Genomic DNA, 17,431 nt, shown 5'->3' on the forward strand with positions numbered 1-17,431 from the left:
CAGGCGACTATAACGCTATTTTCCTTGGCGAAACAGCTCTTGACGCCCCGGTACCGGCGGCATATCTTCCGACACATACCAGAGTGTTTCCGAAAACTTTCGGACCTTCGATGGGGAAGGCGCATCATGACACTGGTCAAGCGGCGCACCGCCGTGATCGCGGCCGGGCTGGCCGCGGTTCTCTCCCTCACCACCGCGTGCGGCTCCAGCGGCCCCGCCGGCGGCAACGGCGCCACCGCGTGGGCGCTGACCGGCGGTGACGAACAGACGTTCCGGACGTCCTTCGAATCCTCCGGCATCGACGCGCAGTACTTCGGCAACGACGCCTACAAGCAGAAGATCCGCACCGCGATCGGCGCGAACGAGGCTCCGACCCTGGTCTTCAGCTGGAGCGGCGGCCTGCTGAAGTCCTGGGTGGACTCCGGCAAGATCATGGACCTGTCCGGTGAGGCCGCGAACGACCCGGCGTTCGTGAACCGCTTCCTGCCCTCGGTCGCCCGCACCGGGGTGATCGACGGCAAGACCTACGCCGTGCCGAACAACGGCATGCAGCCGGTCGTGTTGTTCTACAACAAGGAACTGTTCGACTCCATCGGCGCGCAACCGCCGAAGACGTGGGACGACCTGATGGCCCTGGTGCCACGCTTCACCGCGGCCGGCATCGCGCCGTTCGCGCTGGGCGGGCAGAGCAAGTGGCCGCAGCTGATGTGGGAGGAGTACCTCGTCGACCGCATCGGCGGACCCGAGGTGTTCGACAACATCGCCGCGAACAAGCCGGGCGCCTGGTCGGATCCGGCGATCATCCGCGCCAACACGATGATCCAGCAGCTGGTCGACGCCGGCGGCTTCGTCCGCGGCTTCAACTCCATCGCGACCGACAGCAACGCCGACACCGCGCTGCTGTTCACCGGCAAGGCCGCGATGTACCTGATGGGCTCCTGGGCCTTCCCCACCATCAAGCAGGCCGACCCCGAGTTCATCGCAGGCGGCAAGCTCGGCTGGACGACCTTCCCCACCGTGCCCGGCGGCAAGGGCGATCCGGCGAACATCGTCGGCAACCCGGCCAACTACTGGTCCGTCTCGGCCACCGCGAGCGAGGAGCAGAAGCAGGCGGCGCTGCGGTACCTGCGCGAGGACCTGATGAACGACTCCTACGTCGACTCGCTGCTCGCCGGCGGATCGGTGCCGCCGCTCACCGGCATCGAGGACAAGCTCGCGAAGACCGAGGACCCGCAGTACCTGTCCTATGTGTACGAAATGGCGAGCAAGGCGCCGAACTTCCAGCTGTCCTGGGACCAGGCGCTGTCCCCGGGCCAGGCCGACGCGCTGCTGACCAACCTGGAGCAGCTGTTCCTCAAGCAGATCACGCCGGAACAGTTCTCCGCCAACATGAACGCGACGATCGGGCGATGAGCACCGTGCTCGAACGGCGGGACCGGGCGCCGGCACGCACGCCGGCGCCCGGCCGGGGCCGGCTGCACACCGGCCCGAGCCCGCTGATGGCGGTGCCGGCGCTGGCGTTCTTCGCGGTGTTCGCGATCGTGCCGCTGGGCGGGGTCGCGGTGCTGAGCTTCATGGAGTGGGACGGCATCGGCGACCCGTCGTGGGCCGGCCTGGCGAACTGGGCGGCGGCCCTCGCCGATCCGGTGACCTACCACGCGATCTGGCTGTCGGTGCAGGTGATGGTGGTCAGCTGGCTGGTGCAGACGCCGATCTCGCTGCTGCTGGGGGTGCTGATCGCCGGACGCGGCCGGTACCGCGCGGTGCTCGGCGTGCTGTACTTCCTGCCGATGCTGCTGTCCGCGGCGGCCATCGCGATCGCGTTCAAGGCGCTGCTGGACCCGAACTTCGGCGCCAGCAGGGCGTTCGGCCTGGACTTCCTGTCGCAGGACTGGCTCGGCAGCCCGACGCTGGCGCTGTACGTGGTGGTCTTCGTGATCGCCTGGCAGTTCGTGCCGTTCCACACGCTGCTCTACCAGGGCGGGGTGCGGCAGATCCCGAGGTCGCTGTACGAGGCGGCCGAGCTGGACGGCGCCGGGCGGGTGCGGCAGTTCTTCCACATCACGCTGCCGCAGCTGCGCTACACGATCATCACGTCGTCGACGATGATGCTGGTCGGCTCGCTGACCTACTTCGACCTCGTGTTCGTGCTGACCGGCGGCGGCCCCGGCGACGCGACGCGGATGCTGCCGCTGGACATGTACCTGTCCGGGTTCTCCGGCAACGACATGGGGCGGGCGAGCACGCTGGCCGTCCTGCTGGTGGTCGCCGGGCTCGCGCTGGCGCTGGGGTTGTCGAAGCTGTCGAGTTTCCGCCGCGGCAGCCAGCTGGAGGGTGCGTGATGCGGACCCGTCCGAACTACCTGGGTGGCCTGGCCGGTTTCGCCTGGCTGGCGATCGTGCTGGTGCCGGTGTACTACGTGGTGGTGACGAGCCTGCGCAACCAGCGCGGGTTCTACGACGCGAACCCGTTGTCGCTGCCCGCTCCGCCGACGCTGAGCGCGTACGAGCTGGTGCTGCGCAACAACTTCTGGCGGTACTTCGCCAACAGCGTGGTGGTGACGCTGGCGACGGTCGCGATCGCCGTCGCGGTGGCGTTGATGGCCGCCTACTACGTGGTGCGCGGCACGACGTGGTTCTCGCGGTTCACCTACCGCGGCTACCTGCTGGGCCTGGCGATCCCCATCCAGGCGACGATCATCCCGGTGTACTACCTGATCACGCGGGCGCAGCTGTACGACACGCTGCTGGCGATCATCCTGCCGTCGGTGGCGTTCGCGATCCCGCTGTCGGTGATCATCCTGGCGAACTTCCTGCGGGACGTGCCGAACGAGCTGTTCGAGTCGATGCGGGTGGACGGGGCCGGGGACTGGCGGATGCTGTTCAGCCTGGTGCTGCCGATGATCCGGCCGGCCGTGGTGACGGTCGCGGTGTACGACGGGCTCAACGTGTGGAACGGGTTCCTGTTCCCGCTGATCCTCACGCAGAGCCCGGACCAGCGGGTGCTGCCGCTCGCGCTGTGGTCGTTCCAGGGGCAGTTCCGGGTGAACATCCCGGCGGTGCTGGCGGCGGTCGTGCTCTCGACGCTGCCGGTGCTGGCGCTGTACGTGCTCGGGCGGCGGCAGCTGGTCAGCGGCCTGACGGCGGGTTTCGGGAAGTGAGGCCGCCGCGAACTCCCGCTCGCCGGGAAACGCGACGAGGTGCGCCTCGGTGCGGTCGTCGAGGGAGCGGACGCGGCGTTCGAGGCGCCCCGGTGGATCACCGCCCGCGCACCACGCCCCGCACATCCGCCGCCGACGGCGCGCCCAGCGTTCGCGAGATCCCGCGCGCCGCGGCGGTCATCACCGGCACCACGGCCCGCGGCTCGCACTCGTCGAGGTGCACCACCAGTCCCCAGCGTGGCGACCACCTCGTCGCCCTGGCCGCGGATCGGTGCCGCGAACGCCACCGCCTCCGGCGTCAGCTGCTCAGGAACGGCTGGGCCAGCTCACGCAGCTCCAGCCCGCGCGGCACGAGCGCGGCCAGCTCCAGCAGGTGCAGCCCGATGCGGTAGCGGCCGTCGTCGTCGCGTTCGTGGGCGCCCCAGTTCATCAGCTCCCCGGCGAGCCGGTGCGCGGTGGTCAGGGAAAGCCCGGCGCGGCGGCTGATCTTGCTCAACGTCAGCAGGCTGCGGCCCGGGGTGAACGCGTCGAGCAACCGCCCCGCCGCCGTCATGGGAGTCGGTCTCCGCAAGGCCCTGTCCACGGCGGCTCCCTCGGGGGGCGGCGCTGACTCCGTCGGTTCCATCCTTGATCGTGTGCCGCCGCTGATACAACCGGCCTTCCGCATGGTGGAAGCCCTCTTGCGTGACGGTCACACGCGCGAGTGGTCAAGTTGGCTCGATGGAGTTTCCGTGGCGCGCCCGATCGCCACGACGTGATTACGTGGCGGACCCGAAACCGACCACCCGAGGAAGATCGCTTGTGACGGCAACGACCATCCGGCAGGAAACCGTCCCGCTCACGTTCGGCGGATTCGAGTACGCGGGCCGCATCGTGCGCGGGGGCGGCAGACTCGCGCCGATCGTCCTGGTGGGCGGCGCGTTCCAGCACAAGGACGCGTGGGGCCGGGTGGAACGCGACCTGCTCCGGCACGCCGACGTGATCACCGTCGACCTCCCCGGCTGGGGCGCGGCGGACCGGCTGCCGCCCGAGTACGGCGTGGATTTCCTCGCCGGCGCGCTGAACCACCTCCTCGGCCACGTCGCACCCGAGCCGGTGCACGTGGTCGGCGCCTCCTACGGCAGCGGTGTCGCGCACCGGTGGGCGCAGCTGCGTCCGGAACGGGTGCGCCGGCTACTGCTGGTGGGCACGATGACGCACGTGACCGGCCGGTTGCGCACCCGCATCGCCCGCAGCGTCGAGCTGGCCGAACAGGGCAGGCACGCGGAGTTCACCGCCGAGGTGCTGGACCTGATGCTGAGCCGCGAGCCGGGCGTGCGGCGGCAGGCCGCGGTCCGCCGGTGCCTGACCGGCCTGGTGGGCGCGATGACCGACGCCGACATCGCCAAGTACCTGGACAACACGCGGCGGCTGCTGGACCGCCCCGGCGACGACGGCCGCGTCCTGCCCGTCCCCGTGCTGGTCACGACAGGCGAGCACGATCCGCTGACCACCCCGCGGCTGAGCCGGGAGGCCGCGGCGAGGTGCGCCGACGCCAGGTTCACCGCGATCCACGGCGCCGACCACCTCGTGCACCTGGAACGGCCGGCCGAGGTCGTGGACCTCGCGCTGCGGTTCTTCGCCGGGGAACCGTTGTCCGGCCTGCCCTACTGCACCCCGGTCGAGCACGTCGTCTGCGGGGTGGCGCGGTGAAGCACGTCCTGTTCGTCAACGTCGCCGACCACGGGCACGTCAACCCCACGCTCGCCGTGGTGTCCGAGCTGGTGTCCCGTGGCTGGCGGGTGAGCTACGCGGTCGGCGCGGACTTCGTCCCGCAGGTGCGCGCGGCCGGGGCGGAACCGGTGGTGCTGCCGGACGTCCGGGACGGCGGCCCGCCGCCGGAGGACCTGATGGCGGGCGTGGAGATGTACCACCGGGACGCCCAGGCGGCACTCCCCGTGCTGGAAACGCTCGATGATCTTCCGGACGTGATCGCCTACGACTTCGTCGCGTTCGCGGGCAAGGTCCTGGCGCGCAAGCTGGGCGTGCCGATGGTGCAGCTCTCGCCGACGCACGCGTTGTTCCCCGGCTGGGAGCGCATCGCGTTCGGCGTGACGAGCGTGTCGGAGCTGCCGGTGTACCAGCGGTTCCAGCGGTTCCTCGACGACCAGGGGCTCGGCTGTTCGGTCGAGGAGTTCCAGGCGATGGACGACCCGAAGGTGGTGTTCGTGCCGCGGGCGTTCCAGATCTCGCCGGAACTGCTCGGGCCGGAGCACACCTTCGCCGGTCCCGCGCTGGGCGACCGGTCGTTCCAGGGGTCCTGGCGCCCTCCGGTGGGCAAACCGGTGCTGCTGATCTCGCTCGGCTCGTGCTTCACCGACCAGCCCGGGTTCTTCCGCGCGTGCCTCGACATGGCCGCGGGCCTGGGGTGGCACACCGTGATGGCGATCGGGCGGCACGTCGATCCGGCGGCGCTCGGGCCGGTTCCGGACGGTGTCGAGGTCGCTCCGATGGTGCCGCAGCTGGACGTGCTGGCCGCCGCGTCGGCGTTCGTCACGCACGCCGGGATGGGCAGCCTGCTGGAGGCCCTGCACCACGGCGTGCCGATGGTCGCGGTCCCGCAGATGGCCGAGCAGCGGCTGAACGCGGCCCGGCTGACCGAGCTGGGCCTGGGCGTGACGCTCAACCGCGCGGAGGTGTCGGCGCAGGCGCTGCACAACGCGGTGCTGCGGGTGTCGTCCGACGCGGGGATCGCGGCGAACGTGCGGGGTATGCGGGAGATCGTGCGGGCGTGCGGCGGGGCGGTGGAGGCCGCGGACGTCATCGAGAAGACCGCGATCCGGGACGGAGCCGCGCTGTGACCACGCTGGAAAGCCCGGTGCGGAGCGTCGTGCTGGAGACCGACCGCGGCCGGTTCGCCGCGCACCGGGCCGGCCTCGGGGAGCCGGTGGTGCTGGTGGGCGGGTATCTGGGGTCCAAAGAGGACTTCGCGCCGCTGTTGCCGCTGCTGGCCGCCGCGGGGTACGCGGCGTGGGCGGTCGACCACCACGGCCAGCACGAGAGCCCGGGCCCCGACGACCCGAGCGCCTACACGCTGCCGGGCATGGCGCAGGACCTGCTGGCGGTGATCGGCGAGGTCGGCGAGGGCGAGCCGGCGCACGTGGTGGCGCACTGCGCGGGCGCCGCGGTCGCGCACGCCGCGGTCGTCGCCGCGCCGCGGGTAGTGCGCAGTTTCGCGCCGCTGGGCAGCTTGCTGTCCGGTTCGGACAAGGAGACCGCGTTCCTCACCTGGTGCGCCGACGCGGTGGCCACCGAGGGGGCCGCGGGCTTGCGTGGCTTGATCGACCACTGGGCCCGTGCCGAGCCGGACCGGCTGGACCTGATGACCACCCGGTTGTCGACCACCCGCACCGGTCACCTCATCGGGTTCCCGCGGCTGTTGTGCGGTCCGCGGGCGGGGGTCGGTGAGCTGGCCGGGTCCGGGGTGCCGTTGCTGTTCGTGCACGGCATGGACGACGAGTTCACCGGCTCGCACGAGGAGTACCAGCGCCTGGCTCGCCGCTTCGGCCGGGACGCGGTCGGCATCGACGGCGCGGGGCACTGCGTGCAGCTGGACCGTCCACAGGAGACGGCCGAGGCGCTCATCCGGTTCTGGCGCGCAGTTTCAGCAGACCGTCGGCCAGTTCCGGCAGCGGGAGGTCGTTGACCTCGGTGACCGTGCGGACGGCGTCCTCGGGGAACGCGTCCGCTCCGGTGCAGGCGCCCGCGATCGCGCCGGCCATGGCGGCGATGGTGTCGGTGTCCCCGCCGAGGCTCGCGGCGGTGCGGCAGGCGTGCCACGGGTCTTCGGCGTGGTGCAGGACCGCGAACGCGGCGGGCACCGATTCCTGGGTGGCGACGCTGGTGCCGATCAGGGCCGGGATGTCGGCGGCGGGCATGGTGCGGGACCACCGAATCCGGGCGGCGACGTCCCCGGCCGCGACCCAGTTCCCCCGCTGGGCGGCCAGTTCCGCGGCCGCGACGGCGAAGTCGATGGCCTCGGGCAGGCTCGCGCCGTCGATCCCCGCGCTGACCGCCGCGGCGACCGCGGCCGCCCCCGCCAGGGCGACGCCGGTGTTGTGGGTGACCCAGCTGGCCTCGACCACGCTGTCGACGAGCCGGCCGAGGTCGGCCGGAGTGGCGATCCCGACGGGGGCGATGCGCATGGCCGCGCCGTTCGTGGTGCCGTGCTTGCCGGCCTCTTCGAGGGAGGCCCCCGCGGCGACGGCGTTGAGCGCGGCGCGCGTGGAGGGCCCGAGCAGCCCCCGGATGCCGCGGCTGCGCAGGTCGCGCTCCCACGCCAGGAGCGCATCCGCGAGCCGGTGCGGATCGATCCGCCCATCCCCATCGATCAACAACCGCGCGACGATCACCGCCTGCTGCGTGTCGTCGGTGACCCCACCGGCCGGCAACCCCCGGGCCGCCGCGAAGCCGGTGACGGGCACGATCTCGGCCGGGGACAACCCTTCGGTGGGCATGCCGAGCGCATCCCCGATGGCAAGGCCCGCCAGGGCCGCGAGCGCACGTTCCCTCACCCCGCCACGATCTCACCGGCCGCGGCAGCGGAGCAACCAAAAGCAGCTGGGTGGTCATCCCGTCGCCTGACACTGGACGATCACCTTGAGCCAGGGCCGCAACCCGGGCTCTCTCCGGCGGCCGTCCATGCCAACCTTGCGGCCCTGGCTCAAGGTGATATGCACAAACCGGAAGGCGACGGGATGACCACCCGGCGACCACTTGCCCGAGGTGAGCCGACAACGGTCCCCCGTCATCCCGGAGCCTGCCCGTCCGGCGAGGACATCTTTTGATCTTTAGTCTTGCTTTTGGGCAGGCGGGGAGTCCGCCCTGCGGGCGGGAAGCGCCTCACGGCGCCGAACGGTCACCTTCCGACCACCCCCGCCCCCGATGCCTGATTGTGTTTCAGTCGCCGAGCAGGCGTGTCAAGGCGGGAAAGAGTACCTTGACACGCCTGATCGGCGACCAAAGACCGGCTGTGGATCGGGGGCGGGGGAGGTCTGGTTGGGGTAGTCGGTGCTGATGCGTTACCGGCCGCCGGTCTGCAGGGCTACCGCGTGGTCAGCCACCTACCACTCCACTCCCGCTGCCGGCCGCCGGTCATCCAGGGCTACCGCACGGCCAGCCACCTACCACTCCACTCCCACTGCCGGCCGCCGGTCATCCAGGGCTACCGCACGGCCAGCCACCTACCACTCCACTCCCACTGCCGGCCGCCGGCCATGCAGGGCTACCGCACGGCCAGCCACCTACCACTCCACTCCCCACTGCCGGCCGCCGGTCATCCAGAACCCTCCGGCCCCAGTGCGCAGCCTGCCCACTCCCGCTCCCGGCTTGCCGTCCGCTACCCCAGATACCGCTCCGCCACCACGTCCGGGTACTCCACCGGCCGTCCCCGCGCCACGGACCACGCCAGCCTCAGGTACTGCGCGTGCGTCCAGGCCAGCGGGGTCGCCGATGCGGTCGGCGTCCCGGGGCGTACGGCCGGGTACGGCGGGTTCCGGTCCCACACCTGCTCCGGCAGCAACCCCGTCTCCCCCGCGCACGCCGCCATGTCCCGCAGCCGCCCGGCCGCCGCGTCCCGGTCGCCGGCCAGTAGTTCGTATTCGCCGCGCTCGCCGGCGAAGATCGGCCACAACCGGCCGTACGTGCGGTGCAACTCGGGCCGGTTCACGTTCCACGGGCCGCCGTCGGCCTGTTCGCCGTAGCCGTCGCCGGAATACCGGTGCCAGTGCCGGCCCGACGGCGTCACCGTCGAGATCCGCTCGTCGACCACGGCCAGCGAGTTCACCACCACCGGGTCCTCCGGCGACCGTACCCCCAGCCGCACCAGCTCCAGGAAACCGGCGTCCACGACCGCTCGCTGGTCGGTCGGGTCCGGGTTGTTGTTGCCCAGGTTGTAGGTGGTTCCGGCGTCCGGGTCGCCGTCCTTGGTGAGCCGCACGAAGTACGGGCGCGGCGCGTACGGCCCGGTCGACGTGACCGTCCAGCCGTCGACCGCCGCGCGCCACCGGTCCGCCGCGCCCAGGAACCGGGCGGGGTCGCGTCCCGCGCGGCGCATCAGGTCGGCCAGGCACACCAGCCCGGCGATCACGGACGAGATCGTCGACGGCGAGTACCCGCTCTGCTCCTCCCACCGCTCCTGCTCGGTGTACGGCGAGGAGTACCCGTCCTTGGCGTAGGACAACAGGAAGTCCCCACCCCGCACCAGACTGTCCACAGTGACCACGTCATCCCGGTCGAGCAGCCAGGCCAGCAGCATCGGCGCGGCGGTCTCGTCGAGCTGGATCGACGTCCAGAACGGCTCCCCCGACACCTTCGTGTTCTGCGGCCAGTGCCCGTGCGGCTGCTGGATCCGCAGCAGGTAGTCCAGCGCCCGCTCGGCCGCCGCGCGATCCCCGGCGGCGAGCATCCCGGTCGCGATCTGGTACAGGTCCCGCGGCCACACCAGGTGGTAGGACCCGTACTCCGGCGCCACCGCCCGGTCGAACCCGAACGCCCACGGCATCGACGGCGACGCGATGAACGCCCCCGGGTTCCGCTTGTCCTCACTGCACGCCAGCGCCACCACGGACGTCAGGTAGATCCGCCGGTCAGCACCCTCCGGCGCCGCGGGCAGGCCACGCAGGTACTCCCGCCACCCCGCGGCGTACGCCGACGCGGCGGATCCGAAGCCCCGCGCCAGCGAACCACGCGCCGCGCGCACCGCGGCGTCCCCGTCGGTCCCGAAACCCAGCGCGACCAGCTCGCGGGTCCGCGAAGTGCCGTCGAGCCACAACCGCCCCAGCTGGACGACGTTGCCCGGCCCGGCCGTCGCGTAGCGCCGGTCCAGCCGTCCCCGGCCGGCCACCAGCTGGGTCCAGCCGTCGTTGACGCCCGCGTAGCCGACCGTCGACTCGCTGAACCCGCCACGGGCGAGGATGGCGCTGGCGGTGGAACCGTCGGACGCCACCAGCGCCCCGGCCTGCGGAAAGGCGCGGTCGGCCGTGCCTTCGCCGCCCAGCGCCGGATCGTGCAGCAGGTACACGCGCAACGGCCGCCGCGACCGGAACTCCACGTCGATCAGCACGGAGTCGCGGTCCGGGTCGGTGACGTACCGGGTGGTCAGCGTCCAGCCGGTGCCGCGCGCGGTCTGCCGGTACGCGGGCATCCCGGCGTCCGGCAGCTCGGTGCGGTGCTCGACGTCCGACACGCGCTCCACAAAGGACTCGCCGTCGGTGACCACGATCTGGGTCTCGCGGCTCGCCGGGGTGCTCAGGTCGGGGTGGTAGACCTCGGAGAGCCGCCCGTCCTGGAGGGTGAACCAGACCGGGCTGGCCGAGCGGGCCGTGCCGAACCCGAGCTTGTCCGCCGGGGTGAAGGTGGTGTCGGCACCCGGCCCGCCCGGCGGCGCACCGCCCTGGCCCGCGCTCGCGGGCACCGCCGGTGCCGCCACCGCCGTCGCCCCGACGAGCGCCGCCGCTCGCAGGAAATCCCGCCTCGAGGTAGTCATCGTGAACCTCCCACAACGTGATGCCCGGCCTGGGCAACATCTACCAGCGCCGCGGATCGCGGGAAAGGGGCCGGTCAGCCAAGCGGCGCGAGCAGGAGCGTGGCGAAGCCGAAGCAGTCCCGGTAGCCGCGCAGCCACCCGTCCCGGTGGGCGGCGGCGATGGCGAGCACGTCGGGCTGGTCGAGGCTGCGGGCGGCGAGTGAGCCGGTCCAGTTCCACTCGTAGTCGTCCAGCTCGTGGCGCGTGCTGAGGTGACCGTAGAGCGGCACCCAGCCGTCGGCGGTGATCGTGTCGACCGTGGTGGGGAGGTCCACGAGGTCGCCGAGGGCCTCGACAGCGGCCGCGCTCGGTTCGCGCTCCCAGTACCCCTCGCCGACGACGACCCGCCCACCGGGCGCGAGAACCTTCCGGGCCGCCGCGAGGGCAGGCAGGAGGCCGCCGAAGGCGTGGGTAGCGCCGACACAGAGCACGATGTCGGCCGGCCGCTCGGGCGCGAAGCCGGCCGCGTCGGCCTGGTGGAGCGTGAGCCGCTCCGCGAGGCCGCGGCGCTCGGCCTCCCGGCGGGCGTGGTCGAGGGCAGGCTCGGAGACGTCCACGCCTTCCGCCGTGACCCCGGGCGCCAGGGCGAGGGCGCGCAGCAGCCACTCGCCGCCACCGCACCCGAGGTCGAGAAGACGCTCGTCCCCGCGCGGCAGGGCCCGCTCCAGCAGGGCGCTCACCGAGGCGTCCCCGAGGGGCGCCGCGATGGGATGGTCGGCATGCGCGAGGCGCGAGATCAAGTCACGTTCCACGACGGCACCCTGCCCCGTGGCGGGATGGGGCGCACTCCAATTTCCGGCGATCGTCCGGGGGACCCGGCTCCGGCGGCACCCGATGACGGTGACAGAAGAACACCGCCCGGGGAACGCCGCCGGACGGAGCAACGGGTGCGCCCGTCCGGCGCCGCTTCGTGAAAAGGACCCGTGTGGGTGGGCCGAGTCACCCGGCGCCCGCCCCACAACGAGACAGGACGCCAGAACAGGCAGGCACCAGCCACCGAAAACGGTGGGCGCAGCAGGGTTCGAACCTGCGACCCCCTCCTTGTAAGGGAGGTGCTCTTCCGCTGAGCTATGCGCCCTCGAACCGGCGGCACCCCACACGAGGCGACGCCGGTGCGAGCATCACTGCGGCAGCTCGGCCACCGCTCGCTTCCAGGCGAGCTGGTCGCGCGGCTCACCCGGCTGGTTGACCTCGGCGTAGCGCACCACGCCGCTCTTGTCGATCAGGAAGGTGCCCCGGTTGGCCAGCCCGGCACCCTCGTTGAACACGCCGTACAGCTTGGCGACCTCACCGTGCGGCCAGAAGTCCGACAGCAGCGGGAACTGGTAGCCCTGCTGCTCGGCCCACGCCTTCAGCGAGAACGGTGTGTCGACCGACACACCGAGCACCTGGACGCCCTGGCCGTCGTACTCGGCGAACTCGTCGCGCAGCTGGCAGAGCTCGCCCTGGCAGATCCCGCTGAACGCGAACGGGTAGAAGACCAGCAGGACCGGCTTGTCGCCCTGGAACGACGACAGCGTCACCGGCTGTTTGTTGTAGTCGTTCAGGGTGAAATCCGGAGCAGCTGAACCGACCTCGACCGCCATCGAAGCACCTTTCGCATCGCCAACGTTGCACTTGCCGCACGCCCACCTTAGCGTGCGGCCGTTCAGCGCTGCTTCGACTTGGTCTTCGGCGGCACCAGCTTGGTCCCGGCCCAGTTCGGGCCGACGCTGATGTTCGACGTCTGCGCGAGCCCGACGGTGGGCACCGCCTCGGCGATCTCACTCGGCTGCACGTGCCCGGGCTGCCCGGTCTTGGGCGTCAGCACCCAGATGAAACCGTTCTCGTCGAGCGGCGACCGCGCGTCCATGATCGCGTCGACCAGGTCCCCGTCGTCCTCCCGCCACCAGAGCAGAACCACGTCGATGACCTCGTCGGCGTCCTCGTCGAGGAGATCGCCGCCGATATGTTCTTCGATCGCGGCACGCAGGTCGTCGTCGACGTCCTCGTCCCACCCGATCTCCTGAACCACCATGTCCGGCTTGATGCCAAGCCTCTCGGCGACGCTGCTGTACTCAGCGTCTCCAGCGGCGACCACTGCAGTCACTCCTCCAACTCACGACGCGGGCGGCACAGCGCCGCCGCGCTCGACATACGGATGGGTGTAGCGAACACGCCCGGAGCCTCCGGCGCAACCGTCCACACCGGATCTCTCTCAACTCGTAGCGCAGCGTAGGGCCTCGCCGGAGGTGTTCGCGACCGCAAAACGACCCTCGGCGGGACCCGTTCGGGCACACCTGGCCTAGGGTAGGCATAACGCGCGCGCGTGCGCGCGCGGACTTAGGTGAACGTTACCGCTCAGTAGCGATGACGGGAAGCCCGGACTAGACGACCATGACAGAGAGGGCACGGCCAGACTGAGGCATCCGTGCCCGCACGCGAAGTGACAACCGGCGAGGAGATCCCTTGGCCCCCCAGAACGACCAGGCCGCAGGCACCGGCGCCAGCACCGATCGGGCCCCGGCCCGGGTCCGCGTCATCCGTGACGGATTGGCGGCCCACCTGCCCGACATCGACCCCGAGGAGACAGCCGAATGGCTGGACTCGTTCGACGAGGCTCTCGCCCGGGGCGGCCAGCAGCGGGCTCGCTACCTGATGCTGCGGATCCTGGAACGCGCCCGCGAGCGCAACGTCGGTGTCCCGCCGCTGACCGCGACGGACTACGTCAACACCATCCCCACGGAGAACGAGCCGTGGTTCCCGGGCGACGAGGAGATCGAGCGCCGCTACCGGGCCTACATCCGCTGGAACGCGGCGATCATGGTGCACCGGGCGCAGCGCCCCGGCGTCAGCGTCGGTGGCCACATCTCCACCTACGCGTCGTCGGCGGCGCTCTACGAGGTCGGGTTCAACCACTTCTTCCGTGGCAAGGACCACTCCGGCGGCGGTGACCACGTCTTCATCCAGGGCCACGCCTCCCCGGGCATCTACGCCCGCGCCTACCTCGAGGGCCGGCTGTCCGAGCAGCAGCTCGACGGGTTCCGGCAGGAGCTGTCGCACGCGGGCGAGGGCGGCGGCCTGCCGTCGTACCCGCACCCGCGGCTGATGCCGTCGTTCTGGGAGTACCCGACGGTGTCGATGGGCCTGGGCCCGATGAACGCGATCTACCAGGCCCGGTTCAACCGGTACCTGCGCGACCGCGGCATCAAGGACACCTCCGACCAGCACGTGTGGGCGTTCCTCGGCGACGGCGAGATGGACGAGGCGGAGTCGCGGGGCCTCATCCACGTGGCCGCCGGGGAGGGCCTGGACAACCTGACCTTCGTGATCAACTGCAACCTGCAGCGGCTCGACGGCCCGGTGCGCGGCAACGGCAAGATCATCCAGGAGCTGGAGGCGTACTTCCGCGGCGCCGGCTGGAACGTGATCAAGGTCATCTGGGGCCGCGAGTGGGACGCGCTGCTGCACGCCGACCGCGACGGCGCCCTGGTCAACCTGATGAACGTCACCCCGGACGGTGACTTCCAGACCTACAAGGCCAACGACGGCGCCTACGTCCGCGAGCACTTCTTCGGCCGCGACCCGCGCACGAAGGACCTGGTCAAGGACCTGTCGGACGCCGACATCTGGAACCTCAAGCGCGGTGGCCACGACTACCGCAAGGTGTACGCGGCGTACAAGGCGGCGATGGAGCACCACGGCCAGCCGACGGTGATCCTGGCCCACACCATCAAGGGTTACGGCCTGGGCCCGGCCTTCGAGGGCCGCAACGCCACCCACCAGATGAAGAAGCTCTCGCTCGACGACCTGAAGCTGTTCCGGGACGCCCAGCGCATCCCGATCAGCGACGAGGAGCTGGAGCGCGACCCGAAGCTGCCGCCGTACTACCACCCGGGCGCGAACTCGCCCGAGATCGAGTACATGCTGGGCCGCCGCAAGACCCTCGGCGGGTTCGTCCCGGAGCGGCGCAACCGGGCGAAGCCGCTGGTCCTGCCGGGCGACAAGGTGTACGAGGCCGTCCGCAAGGGCTCGGGCAAGCAGGAGGTCGCCACCACGATGGCGTTCGTCCGGCTGGTGCGCGAGCTGGCCAAGGACGGCGAGATCGGCAACCGGATCGTGCCGATCATCCCGGACGAGGCCCGCACGTTCGGCCTGGACTCGATGTTCCCGACGGCCAAGATCTACAACCCGCACGGGCAGACGTACACGTCGGTGGACGCCAACCTGATGCTGGCGTACAAGGAGTCCGAGCACGGCCAGCTGCTGCACGAGGGCATCAACGAGGCGGGGTCGACGTCGTCGTTCACGGCGGTGGGCACGTCCTACGCCACGCACGGCGAGCCGATGATCCCGATCTACATCTTCTACTCGATGTTCGGCTTCCAGCGCACCGGTGACGGCCTGTGGGCGGCCGCCGACCAGATGGCCCGCGGTTTCGTGCTGGGCGCCACCGCCGGGCGCACCACGCTGACCGGTGAGGGCCTGCAGCACGCCGACGGGCATTCGCTGCTGCTGGCGCACACGAACCCGGCCGTGGTGGCCTACGACCCGGCGTGGTCGTTCGAGATCGCCCACATCGTCAGGGACGGCCTGCGCCGCATGTACGGCGAGGGCGGCCCGGACGGCAACGGCGAGAACGTCTTCTACTACCTGACGATCTACAACGAGCCGTACCGGCAGCCCGCCGAGCCGGCGAACCTGGACGTCGAGGGCCTGCTCAAGGGCCTGTACCGGTACGCCGAGGCGCCGTCGGGCGACGGTCCGGAGGCGCAGATCCTGGTGTCCGGCGTGACGATGCCGGACGCGCTCAAGGCGCAGCAGATGCTGGCCGAGGAGTGGGGCGTGCGCGCCGCGGTGTGGTCGGCGACGTCGTGGTCGGAGCTGCGCCGCGAGGCGGTGGAGATCGACCGGGACAACCTGCTGCACCCGGGCGAGTCGCCGCGCGTGCCGTACGTGACGCAGGCGCTGTCCGGCGCGACCGGGCCGGTCGTGGCGGTGTCGGACTGGATGCGCGCGGTGCCCGACCTGATCCGCCCGTGGGTGCCGACCGACATGGTCACCCTGGGCACCGACGGGTTCGGCTTCTCCGACACGCGTCCGGCGGCGCGGCGGTTCTTCCTGGTCGACGCCGAGTCGATCACGGTCGCCACGCTGGCCGCGCTCGCCAAGCGCGGTGAGGTGCCGCAGGACAAGGTGGCCGAGGCCGCGCGGAAGTACCGGATCGACGACGTGTCGGCCGCCGGTCCGCAGCTGACCGACGCCGGGAACGCCTGATCTGTCCGTTCACCGTGGAGGTCATCCCCGTCGCGGGGGTGGCCTCCACGGTTGTGTGCGCGAGGATGGTCCGATGACGCGACGCCGCCTGCCCAGGCCCAGTGAGCTGCAGCAGATCCTGCGACCCAAGCCGGTGAAGCTGAACCCGACCGACCGGCGCCTGTCCAACGCCCACACCATCGCCGACCTGCGCACCATCGCCCGCAAACGGACGCCGCGGGCGGTGTTCGACTACACCGACGGCGCCGCGGAGCTGGAGGACAGCCTGCGCCGCGCCCGGCAGGCGTTCCGCGGCGTGGAGTTCCACCCCAACGTGCTGCGCGGGGTGTCCGATGTGGACACGAGTGTGACGGTGCTGGACGAGCACTCGGCGCTGCCGTTCGCCTTCGCGCCGACCGGGTTCACGCGGATGATGCACCACGAGGGCGAACGGGCGGTGGTCCGGGTGGCGCAACGGGAACGCATCCCGTACGCGCTGTCGACGATGGGGACGACGTCGATCGAGGACGTGGCGAAGGCCGCACCGCACGCGCGGAAGTGGTTCCAGCTCTACGTGTGGCGCGATCACGCGGCGGGCGCGGAGCTGATGCGGCGGGCGGAGGAAAGCGGTTACGACACGCTGCTGCTGACGGTGGACACCCCGGTCGGCGGCGCGCGGATGCGGGACGTGCGCAACGGCCTGACCATCCCGCCGACGCTGACGCTGCGCACGTTTCTCGACGGCGCGATGCACCCGGCGTGGTGGTTCAACCTGCTCACCACGGAGCCGCTCGAGTTCGCGTCGTTCGGTTCGTGGGACGGCACGGTCGCGGAGCTGATCAACAGCCTGTTCGACCCGACGCTGAGCTTCGACGACCTGGCCTGGGTACGGGAGACGTGGCGGGGCAAGCTGGTCGTCAAGGGCATCCAGAACCCGGACGACGCGCGGGACGTGGTGAAGTACGGCGCGGACGCGGTGGTGCTGTCCAACCACGGCGGCCGCCAGCTGGACCGAGCACCCACCCCGCTGGAACTCCTGACCCCCACGCTGGACACGATCGGCGACGACGCGGAAGTCTGGGTGGACACCGGAATCCTGTCCGGGGGCGACATCGTGGCCGCGATGGCCCGCGGCGCGTCGATGTGCCTGATCGGCCGCGCATACCTCTACGGCCTGATGGCCGGGGGCGAGCGGGGAGTCCAGCGGTGCGTGGACATCCTGCGACAGGAGATCATCCGCACGATGCAGCTGCTGGGCGTACGCACGATCAGCGACCTACAACCAACCCACGCCACCCTGCGCTAAACAACGAAACCGCCACCCGGCACTGAAAGCCCCCACGGCCCACGAGCCGCCCCTCTCCCGCAACCCGATCCCCAGCCAAATCGGTTGCCGAGCAGCGGGGTCAAGGTACTCTTTCCAGCCTTGACGCCGCTTCTCGGCAACCGAACACTGAAAGATCGGGTCCGGG

At 71.1% G+C, this 17,431-nt stretch carries 15 protein-coding genes and 1 tRNA gene; 8 read left to right on the forward strand and 8 right to left on the reverse strand.

Going from position 1 to position 17,431, the window contains the following annotated elements; all coding sequences use genetic code 11:
- Nucleotides 1-126: 126 nt before the first annotated feature.
- The 3 genes from D0D28_RS11050 to D0D28_RS11060 are packed head-to-tail and all read left to right on the forward strand — an operon-like array spanning nucleotide 127 to nucleotide 3,160.
- The gene (locus D0D28_RS11050) at nucleotides 127-1,413 is read left to right on the forward strand and encodes an extracellular solute-binding protein (protein ID WP_094004290.1); all 1,287 of its coding nucleotides are present in this window, start codon (nucleotides 127-129) and stop codon (nucleotides 1,411-1,413) included.
- Nucleotides 1,410-2,342, forward strand: coding sequence for a carbohydrate ABC transporter permease (locus D0D28_RS11055; RefSeq protein WP_240323166.1), 933 nt, complete (start codon nucleotides 1,410-1,412; stop codon nucleotides 2,340-2,342). Before D0D28_RS11050 ends, D0D28_RS11055 begins: the two co-directional genes overlap by 4 nt.
- A complete protein-coding gene (locus tag D0D28_RS11060; protein ID WP_116110541.1) occupies nucleotides 2,342-3,160 on the forward strand; it encodes a carbohydrate ABC transporter permease in 819 nt (272 codons plus the stop codon). Before D0D28_RS11055 ends, D0D28_RS11060 begins: the two co-directional genes overlap by 1 nt.
- Before the next feature lie 97 nt (nucleotides 3,161-3,257).
- On the opposite strand, the gene D0D28_RS37330 is transcribed toward D0D28_RS11060, so the two are convergent.
- Together D0D28_RS37330 and D0D28_RS36120 are read right to left on the reverse strand one after the other, a co-directional pair.
- Nucleotides 3,258-3,386: a hypothetical protein gene (locus D0D28_RS37330; RefSeq protein WP_275895898.1), complete on the reverse strand. Its 129-nt coding sequence runs from the start codon at nucleotides 3,384-3,386 to the stop codon at nucleotides 3,258-3,260.
- A gap of 72 nt (nucleotides 3,387-3,458) precedes the next feature.
- Nucleotides 3,459-3,713 (reverse strand): helix-turn-helix domain-containing protein, encoded by a 255-nt coding sequence (locus D0D28_RS36120; RefSeq protein WP_205413227.1) that lies wholly within the window; start codon nucleotides 3,711-3,713, stop codon nucleotides 3,459-3,461.
- 248 nt (nucleotides 3,714-3,961) lie between these two features.
- On the opposite strand from D0D28_RS36120, the gene D0D28_RS11070 reads away from it, so the two are divergent.
- Genes D0D28_RS11070 through D0D28_RS11080 form a run of 3 tightly spaced genes read left to right on the forward strand, consistent with a single transcriptional unit; the run spans nucleotide 3,962 to nucleotide 6,845 of the window.
- Nucleotides 3,962-4,852 (forward strand): alpha/beta fold hydrolase, encoded by an 891-nt coding sequence (locus D0D28_RS11070; protein ID WP_116110513.1) that lies wholly within the window; start codon nucleotides 3,962-3,964, stop codon nucleotides 4,850-4,852.
- Complete coding sequence (locus tag D0D28_RS11075) at nucleotides 4,849-6,000, forward strand: macrolide family glycosyltransferase (RefSeq protein WP_116110514.1); 1,152 nt, start codon at nucleotides 4,849-4,851, stop codon at nucleotides 5,998-6,000. The genes D0D28_RS11070 and D0D28_RS11075 overlap by 4 nt, the downstream gene beginning before the upstream one ends.
- Nucleotides 5,997-6,845, forward strand: coding sequence for an alpha/beta fold hydrolase (locus D0D28_RS11080; RefSeq protein WP_116110515.1), 849 nt, complete (start codon nucleotides 5,997-5,999; stop codon nucleotides 6,843-6,845). The genes D0D28_RS11075 and D0D28_RS11080 overlap by 4 nt, the downstream gene beginning before the upstream one ends.
- Here D0D28_RS11080 and D0D28_RS11085 read toward each other — a convergent pair.
- The 6 genes from D0D28_RS11085 to D0D28_RS11110 form a co-directional block, all read right to left on the reverse strand.
- Nucleotides 6,781-7,713 carry an ADP-ribosylglycohydrolase family protein gene (locus D0D28_RS11085; RefSeq protein WP_094004285.1) on the reverse strand — a complete coding sequence of 311 codons (933 nt, stop codon included), beginning with the start codon at nucleotides 7,711-7,713 and terminating at the stop codon, nucleotides 6,781-6,783. The two genes, D0D28_RS11080 and D0D28_RS11085, sit on opposite strands and share 65 nt — an antisense overlap.
- Before the next feature lie 824 nt (nucleotides 7,714-8,537).
- The gene (locus D0D28_RS11090; RefSeq protein WP_116110516.1) at nucleotides 8,538-10,685 is read right to left on the reverse strand and encodes a glycoside hydrolase family 15 protein; all 2,148 of its coding nucleotides are present in this window, start codon (nucleotides 10,683-10,685) and stop codon (nucleotides 8,538-8,540) included.
- Nucleotides 10,686-10,759: 74 nt separating this feature from the next.
- Nucleotides 10,760-11,476: an SAM-dependent methyltransferase gene (locus tag D0D28_RS11095; protein ID WP_162831032.1), complete on the reverse strand. Its 717-nt coding sequence runs from the start codon at nucleotides 11,474-11,476 to the stop codon at nucleotides 10,760-10,762.
- 254 nt (nucleotides 11,477-11,730) lie between these two features.
- A tRNA-Val gene (locus D0D28_RS11100) sits at nucleotides 11,731-11,802 on the reverse strand.
- A 43-nt stretch (nucleotides 11,803-11,845) separates the two neighbouring features.
- The gene (locus D0D28_RS11105; RefSeq protein ID WP_094004281.1) at nucleotides 11,846-12,310 is read right to left on the reverse strand and encodes a peroxiredoxin; all 465 of its coding nucleotides are present in this window, start codon (nucleotides 12,308-12,310) and stop codon (nucleotides 11,846-11,848) included.
- 62 nt (nucleotides 12,311-12,372) lie between these two features.
- The gene (locus D0D28_RS11110; RefSeq protein ID WP_094004280.1) at nucleotides 12,373-12,804 is read right to left on the reverse strand and encodes a DUF3052 domain-containing protein; all 432 of its coding nucleotides are present in this window, start codon (nucleotides 12,802-12,804) and stop codon (nucleotides 12,373-12,375) included.
- A gap of 368 nt (nucleotides 12,805-13,172) precedes the next feature.
- Here D0D28_RS11110 and aceE point away from each other — a divergent pair, with 368 nt between their 5' ends.
- Nucleotides 13,173-15,980: a pyruvate dehydrogenase (acetyl-transferring), homodimeric type gene (aceE, locus tag D0D28_RS11115; protein WP_116110518.1), complete on the forward strand. Its 2,808-nt coding sequence runs from the start codon at nucleotides 13,173-13,175 to the stop codon at nucleotides 15,978-15,980.
- Between the two features lie 73 nt (nucleotides 15,981-16,053).
- Nucleotides 16,054-17,265: an alpha-hydroxy acid oxidase gene (locus D0D28_RS11120; RefSeq protein WP_116110519.1), complete on the forward strand. Its 1,212-nt coding sequence runs from the start codon at nucleotides 16,054-16,056 to the stop codon at nucleotides 17,263-17,265.
- Nucleotides 17,266-17,431: the final 166 nt, after the last annotated feature.

This window comes from Amycolatopsis ruanii, assembly GCF_003385175.1.
GTDB lineage: Bacteria > Actinomycetota > Actinomycetes > Mycobacteriales > Pseudonocardiaceae > Amycolatopsis_E > Amycolatopsis_E thermalba.